17 protein-coding genes are annotated in these 20,039 nt (G+C 69.4%); 7 read left to right on the top strand and 10 right to left on the bottom strand.

Annotation, left to right across the window (positions count from 1 at the left end; translation table 11 throughout):
- The first annotated feature begins 48 nt into the window (after positions 1-48).
- The 3 genes from DPQ65_RS04300 to glpK all read left to right on the top strand — a co-directional run bounded on the left by DPQ65_RS04300 (position 49) and on the right by glpK (position 4,232).
- Positions 49-1,782: a glycerol-3-phosphate dehydrogenase/oxidase gene (locus tag DPQ65_RS04300; RefSeq protein ID WP_114906206.1), complete on the top strand. Its 1,734-nt coding sequence runs from the start codon at positions 49-51 to the stop codon at positions 1,780-1,782.
- Between the two features lie 92 nt (positions 1,783-1,874).
- On the top strand, positions 1,875-2,603 hold the full coding sequence (locus DPQ65_RS04305; protein ID WP_114906129.1) for an MIP/aquaporin family protein: 729 nt from the start codon (positions 1,875-1,877) through the stop codon (positions 2,601-2,603).
- A 90-nt stretch (positions 2,604-2,693) separates the two neighbouring features.
- Positions 2,694-4,232: a glycerol kinase GlpK gene (glpK, locus tag DPQ65_RS04310; RefSeq protein WP_114906130.1), complete on the top strand. Its 1,539-nt coding sequence runs from the start codon at positions 2,694-2,696 to the stop codon at positions 4,230-4,232.
- Between the two features lie 101 nt (positions 4,233-4,333).
- Here the strand turns inward: glpK and DPQ65_RS04315 are convergent, their stop codons facing one another.
- Positions 4,334-4,822, bottom strand: a complete 489-nt coding sequence (locus DPQ65_RS04315) for a MarR family winged helix-turn-helix transcriptional regulator (protein WP_114906131.1) — start codon at positions 4,820-4,822, stop codon at positions 4,334-4,336.
- Positions 4,823-4,872: 50 nt separating this feature from the next.
- Between DPQ65_RS04315 and DPQ65_RS04320 the strand changes: the two genes are divergently transcribed.
- The gene (locus DPQ65_RS04320) at positions 4,873-6,222 is read left to right on the top strand and encodes a PQQ-dependent sugar dehydrogenase (protein WP_114906132.1); all 1,350 of its coding nucleotides are present in this window, start codon (positions 4,873-4,875) and stop codon (positions 6,220-6,222) included.
- 297 nt (positions 6,223-6,519) lie between these two features.
- The gene (locus DPQ65_RS04325; RefSeq protein ID WP_114906133.1) at positions 6,520-7,863 is read left to right on the top strand and encodes an MFS transporter; all 1,344 of its coding nucleotides are present in this window, start codon (positions 6,520-6,522) and stop codon (positions 7,861-7,863) included.
- A gap of 178 nt (positions 7,864-8,041) precedes the next feature.
- On the opposite strand, the gene DPQ65_RS04330 is transcribed toward DPQ65_RS04325, so the two are convergent.
- From DPQ65_RS04330 to DPQ65_RS04350, 5 genes are all read right to left on the bottom strand, one after another.
- Positions 8,042-8,749: a nucleoside/nucleotide kinase family protein gene (locus DPQ65_RS04330; protein WP_238146671.1), complete on the bottom strand. Its 708-nt coding sequence runs from the start codon at positions 8,747-8,749 to the stop codon at positions 8,042-8,044.
- A gap of 3 nt (positions 8,750-8,752) precedes the next feature.
- A complete protein-coding gene (ispG, locus tag DPQ65_RS04335; RefSeq protein ID WP_114906134.1) occupies positions 8,753-9,928 on the bottom strand; it encodes a flavodoxin-dependent (E)-4-hydroxy-3-methylbut-2-enyl-diphosphate synthase in 1,176 nt (391 codons plus the stop codon).
- Between the two features lie 34 nt (positions 9,929-9,962).
- Positions 9,963-11,288, bottom strand: a complete 1,326-nt coding sequence (locus DPQ65_RS04340; protein WP_114906135.1) for a M50 family metallopeptidase — start codon at positions 11,286-11,288, stop codon at positions 9,963-9,965.
- Positions 11,285-12,607 carry a 1-deoxy-D-xylulose-5-phosphate reductoisomerase gene (dxr, locus tag DPQ65_RS04345; RefSeq protein WP_114906136.1) on the bottom strand — a complete coding sequence of 441 codons (1,323 nt, stop codon included), beginning with the start codon at positions 12,605-12,607 and terminating at the stop codon, positions 11,285-11,287. The genes DPQ65_RS04340 and dxr overlap by 4 nt, the downstream gene beginning before the upstream one ends.
- 80 nt (positions 12,608-12,687) lie before the next feature.
- Entirely contained in the window at positions 12,688-13,875 is a 1,188-nt protein-coding gene (locus DPQ65_RS04350; protein ID WP_162802006.1) for a citrate synthase, read from the bottom strand.
- 64 nt (positions 13,876-13,939) lie between these two features.
- Here DPQ65_RS04350 and DPQ65_RS04355 point away from each other — a divergent pair, with 64 nt between their 5' ends.
- The gene (locus tag DPQ65_RS04355; protein ID WP_114906208.1) at positions 13,940-15,154 is read left to right on the top strand and encodes a citrate/2-methylcitrate synthase; all 1,215 of its coding nucleotides are present in this window, start codon (positions 13,940-13,942) and stop codon (positions 15,152-15,154) included.
- Here the strand turns inward: DPQ65_RS04355 and DPQ65_RS04360 are convergent.
- The 4 genes from DPQ65_RS04360 to DPQ65_RS04375 all read right to left on the bottom strand — a co-directional run bounded on the left by DPQ65_RS04360 (position 15,061) and on the right by DPQ65_RS04375 (position 18,669).
- A complete protein-coding gene (locus DPQ65_RS04360; RefSeq protein WP_114906138.1) occupies positions 15,061-15,873 on the bottom strand; it encodes a hypothetical protein in 813 nt (270 codons plus the stop codon). The two genes, DPQ65_RS04355 and DPQ65_RS04360, sit on opposite strands and share 94 nt — an antisense overlap.
- On the bottom strand, positions 15,873-17,144 hold the full coding sequence (locus tag DPQ65_RS04365; protein ID WP_114906139.1) for an AAA family ATPase: 1,272 nt from the start codon (positions 17,142-17,144) through the stop codon (positions 15,873-15,875). The genes DPQ65_RS04360 and DPQ65_RS04365 overlap by 1 nt, the downstream gene beginning before the upstream one ends.
- Positions 17,141-17,446 carry a hypothetical protein gene (locus DPQ65_RS04370; RefSeq protein WP_114906140.1) on the bottom strand — a complete coding sequence of 102 codons (306 nt, stop codon included), beginning with the start codon at positions 17,444-17,446 and terminating at the stop codon, positions 17,141-17,143. The genes DPQ65_RS04365 and DPQ65_RS04370 overlap by 4 nt, the downstream gene beginning before the upstream one ends.
- A gap of 131 nt (positions 17,447-17,577) precedes the next feature.
- On the bottom strand, positions 17,578-18,669 hold the full coding sequence (locus DPQ65_RS04375) for an ATP-grasp fold amidoligase family protein (RefSeq protein ID WP_114906141.1): 1,092 nt from the start codon (positions 18,667-18,669) through the stop codon (positions 17,578-17,580).
- Positions 18,670-18,807: 138 nt separating this feature from the next.
- On the opposite strand from DPQ65_RS04375, the gene DPQ65_RS04380 reads away from it, so the two are divergent.
- Positions 18,808-19,971 carry an LOG family protein gene (locus DPQ65_RS04380; protein ID WP_114906142.1) on the top strand — a complete coding sequence of 388 codons (1,164 nt, stop codon included), beginning with the start codon at positions 18,808-18,810 and terminating at the stop codon, positions 19,969-19,971.
- Positions 19,972-20,039 lie beyond the last annotated feature (68 nt).

Below are 20,039 nucleotides of genomic sequence, written 5' to 3' on the forward strand. Positions count from 1 at the left end.
ACCGTCACTACTACGTAGGAGATGCCCGTGCAGCCTCGCCCCCTGACCATGGAGAGCCGGCAGGCCGCGCTGGCAGCGCTCACCGACAGCGGTGCCGGTGGTGCCGAGATCGACGTCCTGGTGATCGGCGGCGGGGTGACCGGCGCCGGGACGGCCCTGGACGCGGCCACGCGCGGGCTCTCGACGGTGATCGTGGAAGCCCAGGACTGGGCCTCAGGCACGTCCTCGCGCTCGACGAAGTTGGTTCACGGCGGGTTGCGCTACCTGCAGATGCTGGACTTCAAGCTGGTGCATGAGGCCCTCACCGAGCGCGGACTCCTGCTGAGCAAGATCGCGCCGCACCTGGTCAAGCCGATGGCCTTCCTGATCCCGCTCGAGCACCGTGTCTGGCAGCGCGCCTACTACGGCGCCGGAGTCACCCTCTATGACCTGCTCGCCAACATCATGCCGGGTCGGCGGGCGCTCCCGATCCACCAGCACACCACCCGCAAGGGGATGCAGAAGCAGTTCCCGGACCTCCGGCACGACACGGCCATCGGCGCCGTGAAGTACTGGGACGCCACCGTCGACGACGCACGCCTGGTCTCCACCCTCATCCGGACCGCAACGACCTACGGCGCCCACGCCGCCACCCGCACCCAGGTCACCAAGCTCACCAAGGATGCCTCGGGACGCGTCAACGGGGCAGTCCTGCAGGACCTGGAGACCGGACAGGAGATCACGGCGCGCGCCCGTCACGTCATCAACGCCACCGGCGTGTGGACCGAGGACACCGAGGAGCTGGCGGACACCAGCGGTGGGTTGCGGGTCCTGGCGTCCAAGGGCATCCACCTGGTGATTCCCCGCGAGCGCATCAAGGGGACCTCCGGCCTGTTCCTGCAGACCGAGAAGTCTGTGCTCTTCTTCATCCCGTGGTCCCGCTACTGGATCCTGGGCACGACCGACACGCCCTGGGAGTTGGACCCCCAACACCCGGTGCCTACTGCCGCGGACATCGACTACGTGCTGGGCCACGCCAACGAGGTGCTCACCACCCAGCTGACGCGCGACGATGTCATCGGCTCGTATGCCGGGCTCCGCCCCCTCCTGCAGCCCGGCACCAAGGAGGGCACGGACTCGGCCAAGGTGAGCCGCGAGCACACCGTGGCCAGCCCCGTGCCAGGTCTGACCATCATCGCCGGGGGGAAGCTCACGACCTATCGGGTGATGGCCAAGGACGCCGTCGACTTCGCCATCGGTGGTGAGGCCGTGGAGACCCCCAGCATCACTCACGAGATCCCGCTGGTCGGGGCCGAGGGTGAGCAGGCGGTCCGTAGGCAGGCCGCGCACTGGCGCAAGGAGTTCGGCTGGTCCGAGCAGATGGTGGACCACCTGTTGCACCGCTACGGCTCGCTGCTGACCGAGGTGGTCGAGACGATCCGTGTCGACCCGTCCCTCGGCCGCCCGGTGGAGCACGCACCGGCCTACCTGCGGGCCGAGATCGCCTATGCCGCCAGCCACGAGGGTGCGCTGCACCTCGAGGACGTCATGTATCTGCGGACCCGTATCAACTATGAGTTCGCCGACCGGGGCCTGGCTGCACTGGAGGAGATCGCCACTCTGGCCGGTGACGTGCTGGGCTGGGACGAGGCCCGGCGTCAGCAGGAGATCGAGGCCTACCGCGCTCAAGCTGTCGCGGAGGAGCAGGCGGCCCTCCAGCCGGACGACGAGTCGGCCGAACGGGTCCGCAGCCAGGCGCCGGACCTCACCCCGATGACCGCCATCGGAACAGCGGGAAACTGACCACCGCAGCGTGCGCCTCTAGCGCTTCTGACACGGCGTCTGCCACGCTGCCCCTCGAAGGTTCCACTCAACGATGAGAATGGAGTACTCGCATGGGAGATATCTTCCTCTACGAGATTATGGGCACGGCCATGCTGACCCTCCTGGGTTGTGGCGTGGTGGCCAACGTCATCCTGCCCAAGACCAAGGGCAACAACGGCGGCTGGCTGCTGATCAACTTCGGCTGGGGACTCGCAGTCTTCGCGGGTGTCTACGTCGCCTACAAGACCGGCGCGCACATCAACCCGGCCGTCACCTTGGGCCTGGCCGCCAGTGGCGCTGAGTTCTACGACCCGAACGGCGCTATCCCGGTCAACTTCGGGAACACCATCGCTTACCTGGCCGCCGAGCTGATCGGTGCGTTCATCGGTGCCGTCCTGGCCTGGGCCGCCCACAAGAAACACTTCGACGAGGACGCCGAGCCCGCCACGAAGCTGGCTGTCTTCTCCACCGGCCCCGAGATCCGCAACCCCGTGTGGAACACCGTCACTGAGGTCCTGGGCACCTTCGTCCTGGTCTTCGTCATCCTCATGTTCGCCAGCACACCGTCAGGTCTTGGCCCGCTGGCCGTGGCCCTGCTCGTGGTCGGGATCGGCGCGAGCCTCGGTGGTCCCACCGGCTACGCCATCAACCCCGCCCGTGACCTGGGCCCGCGCATCGCCCACGCCATCTTGCCGATCCCGGGCAAGGGCAGCAGCGACTGGGGTTACTCCTGGGTCCCGATCGTGGGACCCATCGTGGGAGCTGTGATCGCCGGCTTGCTCTTCATGGGCATCAGCTGACCGAGGTGCCGGGTGCCCACCACATCAGGTGAGCACCCGGCAGACACACTCCCCTCCATCCCGCACACAACGAAGTGAAGGAGCTCAGCAATGGCTGACTACGTACTCGCGATCGACCAGGGCACCACGAGCACCCGGGCGATCGTGTTCACCAAGTCCGGCGAGATCCACTCGGTCGGTCAGAAGGAGCACGAGCAGATCTTCCCGAAGGCGGGGTGGGTCGAGCACAACCCGGCAGAGATCTGGGACAACACCCGTGAGGTCATCGGTCAGGCCCTGGGCAAGGCCAACCTGGCCAACAGCGACCTGGCCGCCATCGGCATCACCAACCAGCGGGAGACCGCCGTGGTGTGGGACAAGAACACCGGTGAGGCCGTCTACAACGCGATCGTCTGGCAGGACACCCGCACGGACAAGATCGTCGCCGAGCTCGGCGGCGACGAGGGAGCGGACAAGTACAAGGCGGTCTGTGGGTTGCCCCTGGCGACCTACTTCTCCGGCCCCAAGGTGAAGTGGATCCTGGACAACGTCGAGGGAGCCCGCGAGAAGGCTGAGGCCGGCGATCTGATCTTCGGCAACACCGACTGCTGGACACTGTGGAACCTGACCGGAGGCCCGAACGGCGGGGTGCACGTCACCGACGTGACCAATGCCTCGCGCACCATGCTCATGGACCTGAAGACCCTGAGCTGGGACGAGAGCATCGCCTCGGACATGGGCATCCCGATGTCGATGCTTCCCGAGATCAAGTCCTCCTCCGAGGTCTATGGCGAGAGCGAGAAGCTCGGCGTGCCGATCGCCGGCATCCTGGGGGACCAGCAGGCGGCTACCTTCGGTCAGGCCTGTTTCGAGAAGGGCATGTCCAAGAACACCTATGGCACCGGCAACTTCATGTTGCTCAACACCGGCACCGAGATCGTGCCCTCCGAGAACGGACTGCTCACCACGGTCTGCTACAAGATCGGCGAGCAGGAGACGGTGTATGCCCTCGAGGGTTCGATCGCGGTCACCGGGTCACTGGTGCAGTGGCTGCGCGACAACCTGGGCCTCATCAAGGACGCCCCCGAGGTCGAGAACCTGGCCAAGCAGGTCGACGACAACGGCGGCTGCTACATCGTGCCGGCGTTCTCGGGGCTGTTCGCGCCCTACTGGAAGGACGACGCCCGCGGTGCCATCGTCGGTCTCACCCGCTATGTGAACAAGAACCACATCGCGAGGGCATCCCTGGAGGCCACCGCGTTCCAGACCCGCGAGGTGCTGGACGCGATGAACGCCGACTCCGGGGTGGACCTGTCCGAGCTGCGGGTTGACGGCGGGATGATCGCCAACGAGACGCTGATGCAGTTCCAGGCCGACATCCTGGGCGTGGACGTGGTGCGGCCGAAGGTGGCCGAGACCACCGCGCTGGGCGCCGCCTACGCGGCTGGGATCGCGGTCGGGTTCTGGCAAGGCGAGCAGGACGTCATCGACAACTGGGCCGAGGGCAACCGTTGGTCCCCGAAGATGGCCGACGCCGAGCGTGACCGGCTCTACCGCCAGTGGAAGAAGGCTGTCACCAAGACCTTCGACTGGGTGGACGAGGACGCCGAGGCCGCCGAGGAAGCGGCCGAGGAGGCAGCTGAGAGCTAGAGCCGGCGCCGTTCAGCCGCCGGCCGGGCCCGGTCCTGCACCCAGCGGGACCGGGCCCGGACCATGTGGCCTGCGCTTCCCCGGGGCGTCGGGGAAGCGGCTCACAATCTCTCGTCGCCACCATCGCGAGCGAGGGATGCCAGCGCCTGACGGCAGGCCGTCGTCATCGCCTCCAGTTGCGCCGTCGCCTCGCGTGCTGACACCGGCAGATGGTCCAGGAAGGCGAGGTAACCACGACCAAAGGCGCCCTCGGCCTCGGCCATCGTCGTCTGTCCCTCCTGGGTGATCCACAGTTGATGACGCCGCCCGTCCCGCGGGTCGCGCTCCCGGCGGACCACCCCGAGGGTCGCGAGGCGCCCGACCCACTCGGCCAGCGTGGTCAACGGCACCGAGAACTGTTCGGCGAGCTGGCTGGCGCTGATACCTGGCTGGTCGGAGATCGCGCTCGCCACGCCGTAGTCGTGGGCGTTCAACGGGCTGTCGCGCATGGCCTGCGCCAGCAGGGCACCGACGGCCCGGTCCAGCACCATGGCGTGGAGCAAGGGCGTGGGACCTGACCTCTGCTCGTCAGGAGCCGGACTCGTTGGCATGCGGAGAGTCTAGCCGCGACATTGCTACGATTTCGTAGTAGTTTGCCGGTATGGCAACTCGCCCACTCGTTCGTCTCTCCGTCCTTGCCTTCGCCGTGGGCGGTCTGGTCGCCTGCTCGGGCAGCACCCACGACCAGCCGTCGTCCTCTCCCAGCGCGACGGCCGAGGCAGCCGCGACACCCAGGACCCCGGACTCTGCCGAGGGGGCGGCGACAGCCGATCCGGACGCGGCACCGAGCCCGGGAAGTACGGGGCTCGACCTGCTCGAGGTGAGCGTGACAGCCCCACGGGAGGTGGTGACCCTCGACGACGGCACCCTGCTCATCTCCGACCAGGTCGGGGTGGTGCACGTCGTCACTGCCGACGGCGCCGCACGGCCAGAGCCGCTGCTGGACGTGCAGGACTCGATCAAGCAGCCGGGACGCACGGCGTTGGAGGCGGGACTCGCCGGCTTTGAGGTTGCGCCCGACTTCGCCGACAGCGGGCACGTCTACACCACGACGACCCACTCGATCGCGGATGTCGACCGGGATCTGCCCCAGGGGACTCGGCAGGTCAACATCCTGTCCCGGTGGACTGTTGATCCGAGCACCCTCGTGGCTGACCCAGAGAGCGAGGAACAACTCATGGTGCTGCCATCACGCGACGCGGACCATGTCGGTGGCGAGATCGTCTTCGACGACGACGGCTTGCTCTACACCTCGCTCGGTGCCCCCTCCCGCGACGAGGCGGCGCAGGATCCGGCGTCCTATGCCGGCACTGTCCTGCGAATCGACCCGACCCCCGCGGAGGGGACGGCTCTGGAGGACCGGGCCTACGGCATACCCGAGGACAACCCGTTCGCGGACGGTGCGGGCGGGTTGCCGGAGGTCTACTCCTATGGCTATCGCAACCCCTGGCGTCTGAGTTGGGACAGCGAGCACGGGCTGCTGGTGGGTGAGGCGATGTCTCGGGACAAGGACCAGCAGGTCGGCCAACCGGCCGCGGGGGACAACGCCGGCTATCCGGAGGTGACGGGCTCCTGCTGGGGCCAGGACCGCGAGCTCTCCGGGGCCTGCCGGGAGACTGAGGCCGGGATGGTCATCGCCCCTCCCGTGATGGAGTACGGCCCAGAGGTGGGCGAGATCCTCAGTGGGGTGACGGTTGGCACCGGCGGGGACCTGGAGGGTCAGGTGATCGTGACCGACTGGCTCGGCACGGTGCTCGTCACGACCCCCGGCGAGGCACCGTGGAAGCACGAGATCCGCAGCGACGGCAAGGATCTGACAGGCCACCAGTCCTATGTGTGGGATGTGGACTCCGGACCTGACGGGTCGCTCTACGTGCTCACCGCAGGGCGCAGCATGGCCGAGGGAAAGGGCGCCGTCCTGCGGCTCGCTCCAGAGGAACTCGCGCGGTGAGGGAGGGGGCACAGACTCAGGGCCAGGTCCCCGCTGCTAGGATCCGCAGCATGTCAGCCGCTTCGTGTTCGGCCGCTTGCGCGGCAGTGACCAGGACGTCCCGCTAGCGGCGGGACGTCCGGCTCACAGCACCACCTCACCTGGAACGTCCAGTCGCTTCGTGACCCATCCGGAGCGGCCGTTTTGTGCTGCTCGTAACTCTTCCGAGCGACGGAGCAATCGATGCTTTCAGGCGTAACCTCTTCCACCCGCGGGCTCGGTCCCGCCCCTGTCCGCGCATGGCTCGTGCTGTGCGCGATGTCCATGTTGCAGTTCTTCATCGCGGTCGACGTGACTGTGGTCAACATCGCACTACCCTCGATCGGCACAGACCTGGGAGTCGAGGGCCATTCCTTGACCTGGGTTGTGGTCGGCTACACCATCACCGGCGGCGGGCTGCTGATGCTCGGCGGCCGGCTCGGTGACCTTCTCGGCCGCCGCCGCACCCTTCTGGTCGGCACGACTCTCTTCGGCCTGGCGTCCCTGCTAGCTGGTCTGGCCCCGTCGTTCCCGGTCCTGGTCGCCGCCCGTCTGCTCCAGGGAGCCGGCGAGGCCGTCGCGCTGCCGGCGGCAATGGCGACCATCGTGTTGCTCTTCCCGGAGGGTCCGCGCCGGTCGCGTGCCCTGAGCGTGTGGGCCGCCGTGGCCAGCTGCGGCCTGGTGCTCGGCTTTGCCCTGTCGGGGGTCATCACCGCCCACCTGGGCTGGCGCTGGATCTTTCTGATCTCGGTGCCGTTCATCCTGGTCGTGATCGTGGCGGCGCTCGTCCTGGTCCCGGCGGACCGGTCCGCGTCTCGTGAGCGGGCACGGCTGGATCTTCCGGGTTCCCTTCTGCTGATGGCGTGCCCGTTGTTGTTCGTCTACGCGGTGGTCGAGGCGGGCGAACCTGGCACCGACGCGTGGGTGAGCGTGGCGGGACTGGTCGGGGCGGTGCTGGCTGCTGTCGGGTTCGTGCGAGTCGAGTCGAGGTCTCCGAACCCGCTGGTCCCGATGACGTTCTTCGCGGACCGCGCCCGGTTGCGGGCGAACCTGACGACAATGCTGCTCAGCGGTGCGTTGTCGACCTCGTTCCTGCTGTTCACCTTCTACCTGCAGGACAGGCTCGGGATCGGGCCTCTGGGAGCAGGCCTGACGATGCTGCCCCTGGCCGCGTCATTGATCGCGGCCTCGGTGCTCGTGCCCCGGCTGCTGGGACACTGGGGCGCACGGGCATGCGTGCTGGTCGGCCTCACTTCTGCTGCGGGCGCGATGGCCGTGATCGCGCTGGTGGCCGTTCTGGGCGGCGGGGCGGCATGGCTGCTCCCGTCGATGCTGCTGATCGCAGCGGGCATGGGCTTCGGGATCGTGGGTCTGCAGTACATCGCGGTCAGCGGGACCACTGACGAGGACGCCGGGATCGCCTCGGGTGTCCAGCGAGCAGCAGACCAGCTCGGCGGAGCAGCCGGTGTGGCGATCTACATAGGTCTCGGATTCGCCCCTGCCCTGCACACCGGTGACCCGTTCGTGATCGCCGCGGTCCTCGCCGTCCTCGGGCTGGTCGTCGGTGCCGTGGTCATCTCCCGCTCGCCGGCCACCGCGGAGAGGCAGCCGATGGCCGGGTAGCACAGCAGGCTGTCGCGCCGCGCCCAGGCGGCCGCGGCGCGGCAGCCTCGCACCTTCGCTCCGCCGACGACGACGATCAGACACGTTTACCGCCCCTTCCTCACCGACCCTCTGTGAGGAAGTGTCATGCACTGCCCCGAACGGAGCACCAACCATCCGCGCGACCGCTCAGCCTGCCTCAGGGCAGCTCTAACCACACAGGCTCCTCCGGGTCGGGATCGATCAGTGCCGGTCGCCGCAGGTCGGTGTTGTCCAGGATCCAGGTCGGCGGATGCAATCGCGCCTGCTGGAGATAGAGCTTCTGGCCGCCGACATAGCGGGCGTTCGCCGGGTGTGCCGGGTCGCCCGATCCCTCCGGCCGGTCCGGGAAGCGGGTGTTGCCCCTCGGGACCGAGACCGTCAGTGGCACCCACAGCATGAGCGTGGCGTCCCACTCCTCCGCAAGCTCGGGCCTGCGCAGAAAGATCCCTTCGACCAGCAACAGGGCATCGTCACTGGCCGCCACCGGGTCCGGTGACACGTGCTGGTCGGTGACCACGTCGTGGACGGCAGGCAGGTAGTCGCCGCCGGCCCGGAACGGTCGCAGCACCGCACGACGGAAGGCCTCATAGTCGTAGGAGTCCTCATAGAAGGTCTCCGGGCCGGTCCCCCTGGCGTGGCGCACGGCCTTCGGGTGGTGGAACCCGTCCATCCCGACGTTGCGGACCTCGCGCCCGGCCACGTGCGGAGCCAGCGCCACCAGCTCAGCAGCGAGCCGGCTCTTGCCGGCTCCGTCGACCCCGTCGATGGCAATGACCGCGCGCTCCCCCGGCCGGACGGCAACCATCATCGACAACAGGTCCACCAGCACAAGCTGGCGGACGGGCAGGAAGCCGGCTGTCGGCATACGTCAGCCGACGGTGACCGAGGGAGTTCCCGAGCCCTCGCCCGCGCCCTCGAGCTCGCCCATCTCCTCAGCGATCCGCATGGCCTCCTCGATCAGGGTCTCCACGATCTGGCTCTCCGGCACAGTCTTGATGACCTCACCCTTGACGAAGATCTGGCCCTTGCCGTTGCCGGAGGCGACACCCAGGTCAGCCTCGCGCGCCTCCCCCGGACCGTTGACGACGCAGCCCATGACCGCCACCCGCAACGGCACCTCCAGGCCCTCCAGACCGGCGGTGACCTCATCAGCCAGGGTGTAGACGTCAACCTGTGCGCGGCCACACGAGGGGCAGGAGACGATCTCCAGCTTGCGCGGCCGCAGGTTGAGGCTCTGCAGGATCTGGTTGCCGACCTTGACCTCCTCCACGGGCGGGGCCGACAGCGAGACCCGGATCGTGTCACCGATCCCCTGCGAGAGCAGCGCGCCGAAAGCCGTGGCCGACTTGATCGTGCCCTGGAAGGCGGGACCCGCCTCGGTCACCCCGAGGTGCAGCGGCCAGTCGCCGCGCTCGGCGAGCAGCTCGTAGGCGCGCACCATCACGACCGGGTCGTTGTGCTTGACCGAGATCTTGAAGTCGTGGAAGTCGTGCTCCTCGAACAGGGAGGCCTCCCAGACGGCCGACTCGACCAGCGCCTCGGGCGTGGCCTTGCCGTACTTCTCCATCACGCGCTTGTCCAGGGAACCGGCGTTGACACCGATCCGGATGGAGATCCCGGCATCCTTGGCCGCCCGGGCGATCTCCTTGACCTGGTCATCGAACTTGCGGATGTTGCCCGGGTTGACACGCACCGCCGCACATCCTGCGTCGATGGCGGCGAAGACGTAGCGGGGCTGGAAGTGGATGTCGGCGATGACCGGGATCTGCGACTTCTGCGCGATCGCGGGCAGCGCGTCCGCATCGTCCTGGCTGGGGCAGGCGACCCGCACGATGTCGCACCCGGTCGCTGTCAGCTCAGCGATCTGCTGCAGGGTGGCGTTGATGTCCGTCGTGGGCGTCGTGGTCATCGACTGCACCGAGATCGGGGCGTCGCCGCCGACCTCGACCTTGCCGACCTTGATCTTGCGGGTCGCCCGGCGCGGCGCGAGGACCGGCGGCGGGGCGGCGGGCATGCCGAGGGAGATGGGGGTGCCTGCTGTCATGGAGTCAGTATCTCCTTGCTGGGCCGGGGAAACGTCATCCGGCGAGGCGGACAGGGTTGACCAGGTCTGCGTAGACCAGGAGGAGCGTCATGCCGATCAGGGCGATGGCCACGGTGTAGGCCACCGGCAGGGCTTTGGCGATGTCGACCGGAGCCGGCTCGGGACGCCCGAGCAGCCGGGCGCCGGTCTTCTTCACACCCTCCCAGAGGGCACCGGCCACGTGTCCGCCGTCCAGCGGCAGCAGCGGCACCATGTTAAAGACGAAGAGCGCGATGTTCAGGGAGGCCAGCAGTGACAGCAGCATCACCGCCTTGCCCTCGAACGTGCTGGTCAGAGCACCGAGGGAACCGTCGGTGACCTCCCCGGCGACGCGGCCCACCCCGACAACCGACATCGGGCTCTCGACGTCGCGTTCCTGGTCGCCGAAGGCGGCCTGGTAGACGCCGACCAGCTTCTCGGGAAGCTTGAGGAAGATCCGGCCCGTGTCAGCCACGGCACCGCCGACGAAGGCCGGAGCCTCGGTGATCGGCTGCGCGACATACTCGATGGAACCGCTGGCACCGAAGTAGCGGCGCGGCTCCATCACCGGCTCACCGGCGGCATCGAGCTGGATGCTTCCATCGGCGTTGTAGACGGGACGGTCGCGCTCGACCAGGGTCGCGGCGATCTCGTGCTGCGCACCGGCCCGGTCGACGACGAAGGTCGCCTGCTCGGAGGAGTTCTGGATCTGGTAGCTCGCCTCGGCCCAGTCAGCCACGGGCACGCCGTTGACCTCGATGATCCGGTCCCCGACCTCCAGGTCCGAGGCCAGGGCCGGTGAGTCCGGCTCCCCCTCGCAGTCGGTGGCCAAGACATCAGTGGGAGCGCACTGGCTGATGGAGGAGATCCTGGCGGTGCTGGTGGGCAGGCCGAGCAGCACGAGGATGCCGGTCAGCACCACTGCGGCGATGGCCAGGTTCATCAGTGGCCCGCCCAGCATCACGATGATGCGCTTCCAGACCGGCAGCTTGTAGAAGACCCGGTCCTCATCACCGGGGCCGACCTCCTCCATCGACTCGGCACGGGCCTGGTCAGCCATCTGGCTGAACCGGCCGGTGGATGAGGCGCGCAGTTTGCCCTGGTCCTGGGCACGGGGCGGGAACATCCCGATCATCCGGACGTAGCCCCCGAGCGGGATGGCCTTGACGCCGTACTCGGTCTCCCCCCGTCGACGCGACCAGATGGTCGGCCCGAAGCCGACCATGTACTGGGTCACCTTCACGCCGAACTTCTTGGCGGGCAGCAGGTGGCCGATCTCGTGCAGGGCGATGGAGACCGCGATGCCGAGGGCCATCAGCAGCACCCCGAGCAGGTAGGTCATGACTGGCTCTCTCCCTGTGACGACCGGCCGATCACCTGGCGGGCACGCTCCCTGGCCCACCGGTCGGCCGCTAACACGACATCAACCGACAGCGCAGGAGAATCGTTCCCCTGCCGACCCGATTCTACGCCCGGTGAGCCCGCCGAGCGGCCTCCGGCCACGAAGCCGCCCGAGTATGCCGAGGTGCCGGTCAGGTGGTCCCGCACCACCTGGGCGACGGTGTCCACAATGTCCAGGAAGCCGATGACCCCGTCGTGGAAGGCGTCGACACACACCTCGTTGGCCGCGTTGTACACCGCGGGGTGGGTGCCTCCCGCCTCACCGACCCGGCGGGCGAGCCGGACGGCCGGGAAGGCCTCGTCATCAAGCGGGTGGAACTCCCAGGTGCTCGCCGTGCTCCAGTCGCTCGGCTCGTCAACGTCAGCGAGCCGGTCGGGCCAGGACAACCCCAGTGCGATCGGCACCAGCATCCGCGGTGGACCTGCCTGCGCGATGGTCGAGCCGTCGTGGAACTCGACCATGGAGTGGATCTGCTGCTGCGGGTGGACCACGACCTCGATCCGCTCGAAGGGGATCCCGAAGAGCAGGTGAGCCTCGATCACCTCCAGCCCCTTGTTGACCAGGGTGGCCGAGTTGGTGGTGACCACCCGTCCCATCGCGAAGTTGGGGTGACGCAGCGCCTGCGCCGGAGTCACGTCCCCCAGGTCTGCCCTGGCCCGACCCCGGAACGGGCCACCGCTGGCGGTGAGCACCAACCGCCGAACCTCCTCGGCCCGGCCCGACCGCAGACACTGGGCAATCGCGCTGTGCTCGGAGTCGACGGGCACGATCTGCCCGGGCGCCGCCGCCGCGGTGACGACCGGGCCGCCGATAATGAGCGACTCCTTGTTGGCCAGGGCCAGCGTGCTGCCCGCGGCGAGTGCGGCGAGCGTGGGACGCAGCCCGATGCTGCCGGTGATCCCGTTGAGCACCACGTCGGCGCCGTTCCCGGCGACCTCGATCGCGGCCTCGGGTCCGGCCAACACCTCCGGAAGCGCCGCCCCGGGTCCGCTCAGGCTGGCGATCGCCCGGATGAGGGCGTCTGCCGCGCCCTCGCGGGCCACCGCCACCTGTTCGACCTGGAAGGCAACCGCCTGTCGCGCCAGCAGGTCGAGGTCTGACCCAGCAGCGCTGATGGCGCGCACCGTGAACGCCTCGGGGTTGGCCCGCACCACCTGCTCGGCCTGGGTGCCGATGGAGCCGGTGGAGCCGAGCAGCGTCAGGGTGCGGGGAGCGGTCACCGACCCATTGTGACCCCATCCCTGGATGCCGACCGGCATTCCGCTCGGTTGCCGCCGGGGTCAGGGAGCCCCGTGCCACGACGACCAGCCCCTCGTCACCGGTGGGCAGGGTGGGCGAGTCAGGACTCGCCGACCGGTCGCCGTCGGCCGCTGTAGACGCCACGCAGCCGGAAGCGCATCGCCGGCTCCGCCAGCTCCTCGAGTGCGTGCGCGGTCCATCCCGCAGTGCGGGCGCAGGCGAAGATGGCCGGCCCGGCGTCCCGGGGCATGCCCAACGCCCGCACCAGGAGGGCCATGGCGAGGTCGACGTTGAGCACCCAGCCGCGCCGTTCGAGCAGCTCCTGCTCCACGGTCATGACGGCCGCCCACTCCGCGGGTGCACACCTCGGCTCAAGTAGGTCCAGGAGCACCTGCGCCCGGGGGTCCTGCTCGGTGTAGACCAGGTGTCCGAAGCCCGGCGGCGGCCGCTCTGCGGCGAGCGCGACGTCCAGGACCTCGTGCGGGTCCCGAACGGCGGTAGCCAACCAGTCGTTGGCCTGCAGCGAGGCAGCGATGTGGTGCGGACTGTCGGCCGCGGCCAGCCCCGCGAGCAGGGCGCTATAGACATCGGCACCCGAGGAGATCGCCACCCGCACAGCCGTGGTCGAGACGGCCAGGTCGTGGTCGGCCAGCAGCACCAGGGCGGCGTCGATGAGCTCCGCACGCTCAGGGGCGAGTGCCGTGGCGAGAGTGCCCGCGAGCGTGGGCTGCGCAGCGGGCGCCAGCGAGGCGTCCGGCAGGGTGAGGGCCATCAGGTAGGCCGCGCGGCGCCCGGCCCTGGCCAGTGCCGTGGCCCGGCGGTCCTGTCGGCCCGGGTCGGTGGTGGCACCGACCAGGACGGCGTGCTTGAACCGGTCTAGCTGTGCCGTCTGCTCCGGCAGGGCAGCCATCAGTGCCGCCAGGGCCTGCTGCTCGGCCTGCGTGGGCGCTCCCGAGGTGCCCTGTCCACCGGTGAGCAGGTCCCGCACCTGCTCATAGCTCGCGCTGCCCGCCAGTGCCCTGATGTCGACGCCCCGGTAGGCCAGGCTTCCACTCGTGATCTCGGTGATCGCGGTGCGCACGTCGTCACTGGTCGCCGGACGACTGGTCCGACGGCCACCTCGTCCCCCACCCGCCCGTTCCTGGACGTCCTCGAGCCGGAACAGACTGCCGGTCCCGGGCTCCTTCCGCACCGGAGTCAGCACCCCGCGGCTCACGTAGGCGTAGACAGTCTGGATCTGGACACCGAGGTAGTCCGCCACCTGCTCCGTGGTGAGTTCGCCGTCCACACCGACTCCTGACATTGATTGGATCAACGTTGACATCTTTGTCAATGCTAGGGACGCTCGGGGCATGACCACAACCCAGCCGTCGCAGAACCATCTCATCGCTCCCCCGGGCCTGAAAGGTGTCGTCGTCGCCGACACCGGAACGGGTGACGTCCGGGGCGAGGAGGGCTTCTACCACTTCCGGGAGTACTCCGCCGTGGAGCTGGCACTGACGCACAGCTTCGAGGACGTCTGCCACCTGATGCTCGAGGGCACACTGCCGACACCGGAGCAGTCCGCCGCCCTGCAACGCACGCTGGCCGAGGCAGCGGTCCTGCCTCCTGAGCTGGTGGAGCTCCTGCCCACGATCGCACGGTCGGGGCCTGACCGAGCCGCCCTGGCCCGCTTGCGCACCGCCGTCTCCCACCTCGGAGCACTGGAGAGCTTCGGTCCGACCTACGGGACCGAGCCTGCCCAGGTGCGAGCCCAGGTCCTCCGTCTGGTCGGCGCGGTCCCGGTCATCCAGGCCGCCCTGCACCGACTGCGGATGGGCCGGGAGCCGCTGACCGCCCGCCCGGAGCTGGGCGCTGGCGGCAGCTGGCTGTGGCTGGTGACTGGTCAGGAACCAGGTCCGGCGCACCAGGCAGCCATCGGTGCGTATCTCACCTCGACCATCGATCACGGCTTCAGCGCCTCGACCTTCGCCAGCCGCGTGGTGACCTCCGCCGGCTCGGACGTTGCCTCGGCGGTGTGTGCAGCCATCGGGACCTTCGCCGGGCCGCTGCACGGCGGCGCGCCGGACCGAGCACTGGATTCACTGGATGAGATTGGCCGTCCGGAGCGGGCGCGGGACTGGGTCCGAAGCAAGGTCGCCGCGGGGGACCGCATCATGGGCTTCGGGCACCCGGTGTATCGGACGATGGACCCGCGTGCGGCGATGCTCCGCGACATCGCCACCAACCTGGGTGGTCCCCTGGCAGAGCTCGCGGTGCAGGTCGAGCAGGAGGTCATTCAGGCGCTCGCCGCCCTGAAGCCGGGCCGCGAGCTGCATACCAATGTGGAGTACTACGCCGGCGTCGTGATGGAGCAGTGTGGGCTGCCGCGTGAGATGTTCACGCCGACCTTCGCCACGGCACGGGTCGTCGGCTGGGGAGCTCACATCCTGGAACAGTCGCAGGACAGCAAGATCTTCCGGCCCTCGGCACGCTACGTCGGTCCGGCGGTCCCGGCACCCGTGCCCACCCCGGAGAGTGTGTCGCAGAGCAGTTCGGCGATCGCACCGTCGGGGTCGACTGGGTGATAGCTGACTGAGTCGTGCGCGCGGAAGGTGCCGCCCGGACCGAGCGCAAGCATGAGGCTCAGCGGGTGGGTCGGCGGTGCCTCCGACCCGATCCCGGTCAGACGGCTTGCCTCCACCAGGACAGTCGGGTGTCCGAGCGCCTCCAGCAGGTCCTCAACGGCACCGTCCAGCACACGCACCGCGCCGCGCCCAGGGGTCGCATCGGGTGGGCGGATGAAGTCAGCCACAGCGTCCTGGTAGCGGTCGGGGAAGACCGTGAGCAGACCGTGCATCCCGCTGTCGGTGACGTCCTCGATGACGGCGATCTCCTCGTGCAGGTGCAGGTAGCGGACCGCGTGGGTGCCTGCCGTCTCCGGACCGCCCTTCTGGTCTGTGGCGTCCGCGGACAAGGGCCCCAGGACCCGGTGCAGCCCGAGCACAGCCGGAGCGAGCTCACGCAGCTGCAGGGTCAGGCCCAGCGGCTCGATCACCTCCCAGGACACCCCCTCCCCGGTCGGAGCTCCGGTCGGCAGGACCAGCCCACGGGCCATCAGGGTCCGCAGCGCCATCGATTGCATCAGATCGGCCGCCGCGGGATCCTCCGGCTGCGGGATCCGCCTCGGCACGATGCCCAGGGAGCCCTTGGTCAGGACCAGCAACTCCTCCTCGGTCAGCGTCAGAGCCGGCTGCAGCGGCAGATCGGCGTCCGATCTGCCCGGGCTTGGGGTGCCCTCGTCCATCAGAAGAGCTTCCCCAGCGACGGGAGCAGGATCCCGAGACCGGCCGCCCCCATGCTCGGGGACGGAATCACGGGCAGGCGGAGCCCCTTGTCGATCGGCACGTTGGGCACGGTGACGGGGCCACCGACCCCGGGCAGGAATCGGCCGAGCTCGGACAGTCGCGGCAACTCGGAGAGCAGATCCTTGGCCCCGGGCACCAGCGGCTGCATCGGGCCGAGCGGGCCGAGGGGGAAGGCCGGGCTCGGCCGGAGCACCCTGCGAGCCGCCTCGATGATCGCGTGCCGCTTCTGGATGATGGCCGCGCCCACCTGTGTCAGGAGAATCCGGTGATCCCAGATGGCATAGCCGCCCTTGGCCAGGTAGTAGATGCCGACCGACACCGAGCCCAGACCGGCCACGACCGGGTGCGGGAGCACCATCGCCACGCTGCCCGGGATGGCCACCGCGGCCGACAGTCGCAGGGAGAACCCCTGCACCCCCTCGTAGCCGCCACCGGTGCGAAGGTCGTCGACGGCGCTGGGGATGACCGTGAGCGGGATCAGGACCCGGAAGGGCAACCGGGTGAGCAGGAACATGACCGGTGGCTTGCGGACCACTGTGAGCAGCCGGGCCAGCCTGACCTCAAGGGCGTGGCGTGCGACGGGGGTCAGGTCCCGGGCCAGCCGCGCGGTGGTGAGCACCACCCGGCTCCCGACGATGAGCAGGCCTCCGCCCCGCCAGATCGGTGCCACCTCCTGGCCGATCCTGACCAGGTCCTTGAGCTCCTCCACGCCGAGCCCGACCCAGGAGTCACGGAGCAGTCGGTCGATGGTCCGCCGGCCGCGCTCGAGCTGCTCCTCGGCCCAGTCGATCTCGTCCTCGGAGCGACGAATGGTCTGTTCCAGCCGGAGGATCCGTTGCCGGAGCACGTCGATCACCTGGGGGTCGGTGGCCGCGGCCAGCTGCGCGATCTCGCGGACCCGCTGGGCGCGCGCCTCGTCCCCGGCCCCCTGAGCGGCCCGCACCACGACCTTGGCCTGCTCCGCCTGGTCGGCAAAGACACCCAGCGCCCCCGCCAGCTGCTCCGCCGGGCCACACCGGGACAGCACGGCGGTGGCCACGCGCTGGGTCGCCAGCCGCTGGCCCAGCGCAGCGACACCCTGCCATCCACTGGCAGCCTCCGCCTCGGCTCGCTGCACGCGGTGACCTGCCTCGCTCAGCTCGGCGGCTGCCCCGAGCAGTGCCCGGGAGGCCACCCGGAGGTCTTCGGGCCGTGTGGCCAGGGCGGTCACGGGGCGACCACCGGCGTCAGCACCTGACTCGTCTGCAGCTCGACCAGGCGGTAGGCCAGGGCTGCCTGCTCGGTGGCGCGGGCCACGGCGACCCCCGCCTCGGCATACCCCACCAGTCCGTCCCGCCACTGACGCGCGGCCAGGGATCCGGTGGCGACCAGGCTGCCGGCCCCACCCGCTCCCCCGGCCAGTTGCAGTGCCTGACCGACGCGCTGCGCCGCCTGACGCATCTCCTCAGCCGCGCTCCGCAGCGTGGTCCCCGAACTGTCGACCACGTCTGGGTGGACCTCGAACGTGCTCATCGCTTCCCCTTTCCGATGCCGTGCGGCTCACGGTAGGCGGAAGGGCGCGCAGCGCGCCGGAGTTGTCCACAGCGGCCCAGGAGGGGGCCGTGGCACTCACCCGCGGGAGGCGACTGGTCTGCTCGGTCCCGTCAGCGCTGCAGGGATCGTCTGGCGGGCATCGGTGTCGTCACCGACGGGTCGTGCGGGCCCGGCACCACGGCGAAGGGCCGCCCCCGGGCAAAGTCCAGGTTCACGCGGGCCTCCGCTTCGTCATACATCCGCCCGAGCAACCGGTCGTGCTCCCTGGTGAAGCTGCCAGAGGTGCCGGGCAGCGGCGTCAACTCGCCGAGCATGATGCCCTCGGGCAGCTGATAGAGGTCCACCCGCACGAACGGGACCGGCACGGCCGTCGAGAGCACCCGAGCAGCCTCGACCATGTGCGCCAGGTCGCGGGGCACCGCGATGTCCGGCGCGTGCCGGTGCCGCTCCTGCACCCGCCCCCGGTCGTTGCCCTCGGCGTCCAGAAAGCGGTAGGTGAAGGAGCTGATGTCGTTGTGCCTGGTCACCCGCCGCAGCATCACGTCGGCGACCTCACCGTAGAAGGCATAGATCTTCACGTCGTCGGGTAGGACCGCACCGGTGCCGGGCAGGACCTCCTCCACGAAGTAGGGCGCGGCCAGCCCCCGGGCATCCTGGTAGTGCCGGACGATCTCCTCGGGGGTGATGGCCTTCCCCGAGTCCAGAAAGCAGAAGGCGTCTCCGTGCCGACGCAGGGGCAGCACGCCGTTGCCGCTGTAGCCGCGGTTGCTCTTGATGACGAAGGACTCCGGCAGCTCATCCCAGGGCAGCTCGGTGATCCGGGGCCAGGAGCCGATCACCCGCGGTGTCGCCACGCCATAGCTGCGGGCCAGTTCGTAGTTGTGCAACTTCTCCAGGAGCCGGCGCCGCGGATACTCGCGCTGGGTGTCCAGCGTGGACAGAAAGCGACCGACCCGGGCCTGCTCCATGATGCGGGTGTGCCAGGACGGCTCGGTGGGTGAGTACTTGCGGTCAGCGATCGCGCGCTGTGCGTCGTCCCACTCCTGCTTCACCGTCGCCAGCCGGGTGGTCGCCTGCTCAAGGCGTCGCTCAGCCCTGGACACCTGCGCCCGCAGTGTCTTCTCACTGCGGCGCAGCTCTGCGATGCGGTCGTCCCGCCACGCGATCGCTGGAAGTCGTCGCACCCGTGCCCGCAGACCCACTGGTCCTCCTCCGGTTCGCGCCCTGCGGCGTCCACCGGCAGCTGGTGCCGGCCCCGCCCTGGTGTGACCCCTGATGGTAAGCCCTGGCGCGGTTCGTCGGTCCGACGCGACGCGGCCCGGCGCAGCTAGTGTCGAGCCATGGCTGCGGCAGATCGCGATGACCACGAGGTGCGCTACCACCGTGCCTTCCGCACGCCCGTGCCCGGGCTCGTCCACGAGATCTCGGAGTTGGCCACGCTGGAGGCACTCCTTCGCGCGGGCGCTGATCTGCACGGATCCCGCCTGCAGGGCCTTGACCTGACCGCCTACGAGGAGGCGTTGCTGGCTCGGGAGGACCTGTCCGGCCTGGTGGTGCTGGGAGGGGTCCTCACGCCGGCGCTGGAGCTGCACCTGCGCCGCCAGGGGGCGATCATCTTCCCCGCGGCACCCCAGGCGCCCGTGCGGGCCTACCGCGGCAGTCTCTACACGCCGGACGAACTCTACGACGGTCTGCGCGAGCACGGCTACGACGCCACCACGGACGCCCGCGCCTACCGGTGGTTGCAGGATGCCGCTGTCCGCCACGACGCCTATGTCACCGTGCTGCGCGCCATTCACGATGATGCGATGGCCGACGCCCTGGTGGACGTGGTCTCCGAGCGCCGGGTGGTCGGAGTGATGGGCGGGCACGCCCTGGCCCGTGGAACTGAGCATTTCGCCGCGGCCGCTCACCTGGGTTTCGCGCTGGCCGAGGCCGGGTATGCCGTGGCAACAGGGGGTGGGCCCGGCGCCATGGAGGCGGCGAACCTGGGAGCCTGGTGCCGCACCGAGGACCAGTTGGCCCCCGCTCTGCAGACGCTGGCAGCGGTGCCCCATTTCGCAGAGGGCATCGGCCCGTGGGCCCAGGTGGCCCTGGACGTCGTCCATGCTGCTCACGGCACCGAGCCGGCCCCCGGGCCGTTGCGCAGCCTGGGGATCCCGACCTGGCACTACGGCCATGAGCCACCGAACGTCTTCGGCGACCAGATCGCGAAGTTCTTCAGCAACGCCCTGCGCGAGGACCTGCTGCTGCACCACAGCAGTTCGGGGCTGGTCGTGCTGCCCGGGGCGGCTGGCACGGTCCAGGAGATCTTCCAGATGGCCACCCGGCAGTACTACGAGGTGGACGGCCGCGTGCCCCCGGTCGTGCTCGTCGGTCACCGCCACTGGACCGAACACCTGCCCGTCTATCCGCTGCTGACGGCACTGGGACGGGACCGTCCCATGGCCGGCCGGGTGCACCTGGTGGACACCGTCGAGGAGGCCGCCGCGCTCCTGGGGTGACGCAGATCCCGACACGCTCGGTCAGGGTTGAGGGCAGGCGCCCACGCGCTCGGTCGGCATGAGGAGCA

The organism is Ornithinimicrobium murale (assembly GCF_003352835.1).
In the GTDB taxonomy this organism is placed as follows: Bacteria; Actinomycetota; Actinomycetes; order Actinomycetales; family Dermatophilaceae; genus Ornithinicoccus; species Ornithinicoccus muralis.

Bases quoted from the DNA above. Each gene is read 5' to 3' on its own strand.
- DPQ65_RS04315 (WP_114906131.1), bottom strand. From the start codon at position 4,822: ATGCCAACGAGTCCGGCTCCTGACGAGCAGAGGTCAGGTCCCACGCCC.
- DPQ65_RS04300 (WP_114906206.1), top strand. From the start codon at position 49: ATGGAGAGCCGGCAGGCCGCGCTGGCAGCGCTCACCGACAGCGGTGCC.
- DPQ65_RS04320 (WP_114906132.1), top strand. From the start codon at position 4,873: ATGGCAACTCGCCCACTCGTTCGTCTCTCCGTCCTTGCCTTCGCCGTG.
- DPQ65_RS04340 (WP_114906135.1), bottom strand. From the start codon at position 11,288: ATGACCTACCTGCTCGGGGTGCTGCTGATGGCCCTCGGCATCGCGGTC.
- glpK (WP_114906130.1), top strand. From the start codon at position 2,694: ATGGCTGACTACGTACTCGCGATCGACCAGGGCACCACGAGCACCCGG.
- DPQ65_RS04380 (WP_114906142.1), top strand. From the start codon at position 18,808: ATGGCTGCGGCAGATCGCGATGACCACGAGGTGCGCTACCACCGTGCC.
- DPQ65_RS04355 (WP_114906208.1), top strand. From the start codon at position 13,940: ATGACCACAACCCAGCCGTCGCAGAACCATCTCATCGCTCCCCCGGGC.
- dxr (WP_114906136.1), bottom strand. From the start codon at position 12,607: ATGCCGGTCGGCATCCAGGGATGGGGTCACAATGGGTCGGTGACCGCT.
- DPQ65_RS04360 (WP_114906138.1), bottom strand. From the start codon at position 15,873: ATGGACGAGGGCACCCCAAGCCCGGGCAGATCGGACGCCGATCTGCCG.
- DPQ65_RS04325 (WP_114906133.1), top strand. From the start codon at position 6,520: ATGTCCATGTTGCAGTTCTTCATCGCGGTCGACGTGACTGTGGTCAAC.
- DPQ65_RS04305 (WP_114906129.1), top strand. From the start codon at position 1,875: ATGGGAGATATCTTCCTCTACGAGATTATGGGCACGGCCATGCTGACC.
- ispG (WP_114906134.1), bottom strand. From the start codon at position 9,928: ATGACAGCAGGCACCCCCATCTCCCTCGGCATGCCCGCCGCCCCGCCG.
- DPQ65_RS04330 (WP_238146671.1), bottom strand. From the start codon at position 8,749: ATGCCGACAGCCGGCTTCCTGCCCGTCCGCCAGCTTGTGCTGGTGGAC.
- DPQ65_RS04370 (WP_114906140.1), bottom strand. From the start codon at position 17,446: ATGAGCACGTTCGAGGTCCACCCAGACGTGGTCGACAGTTCGGGGACC.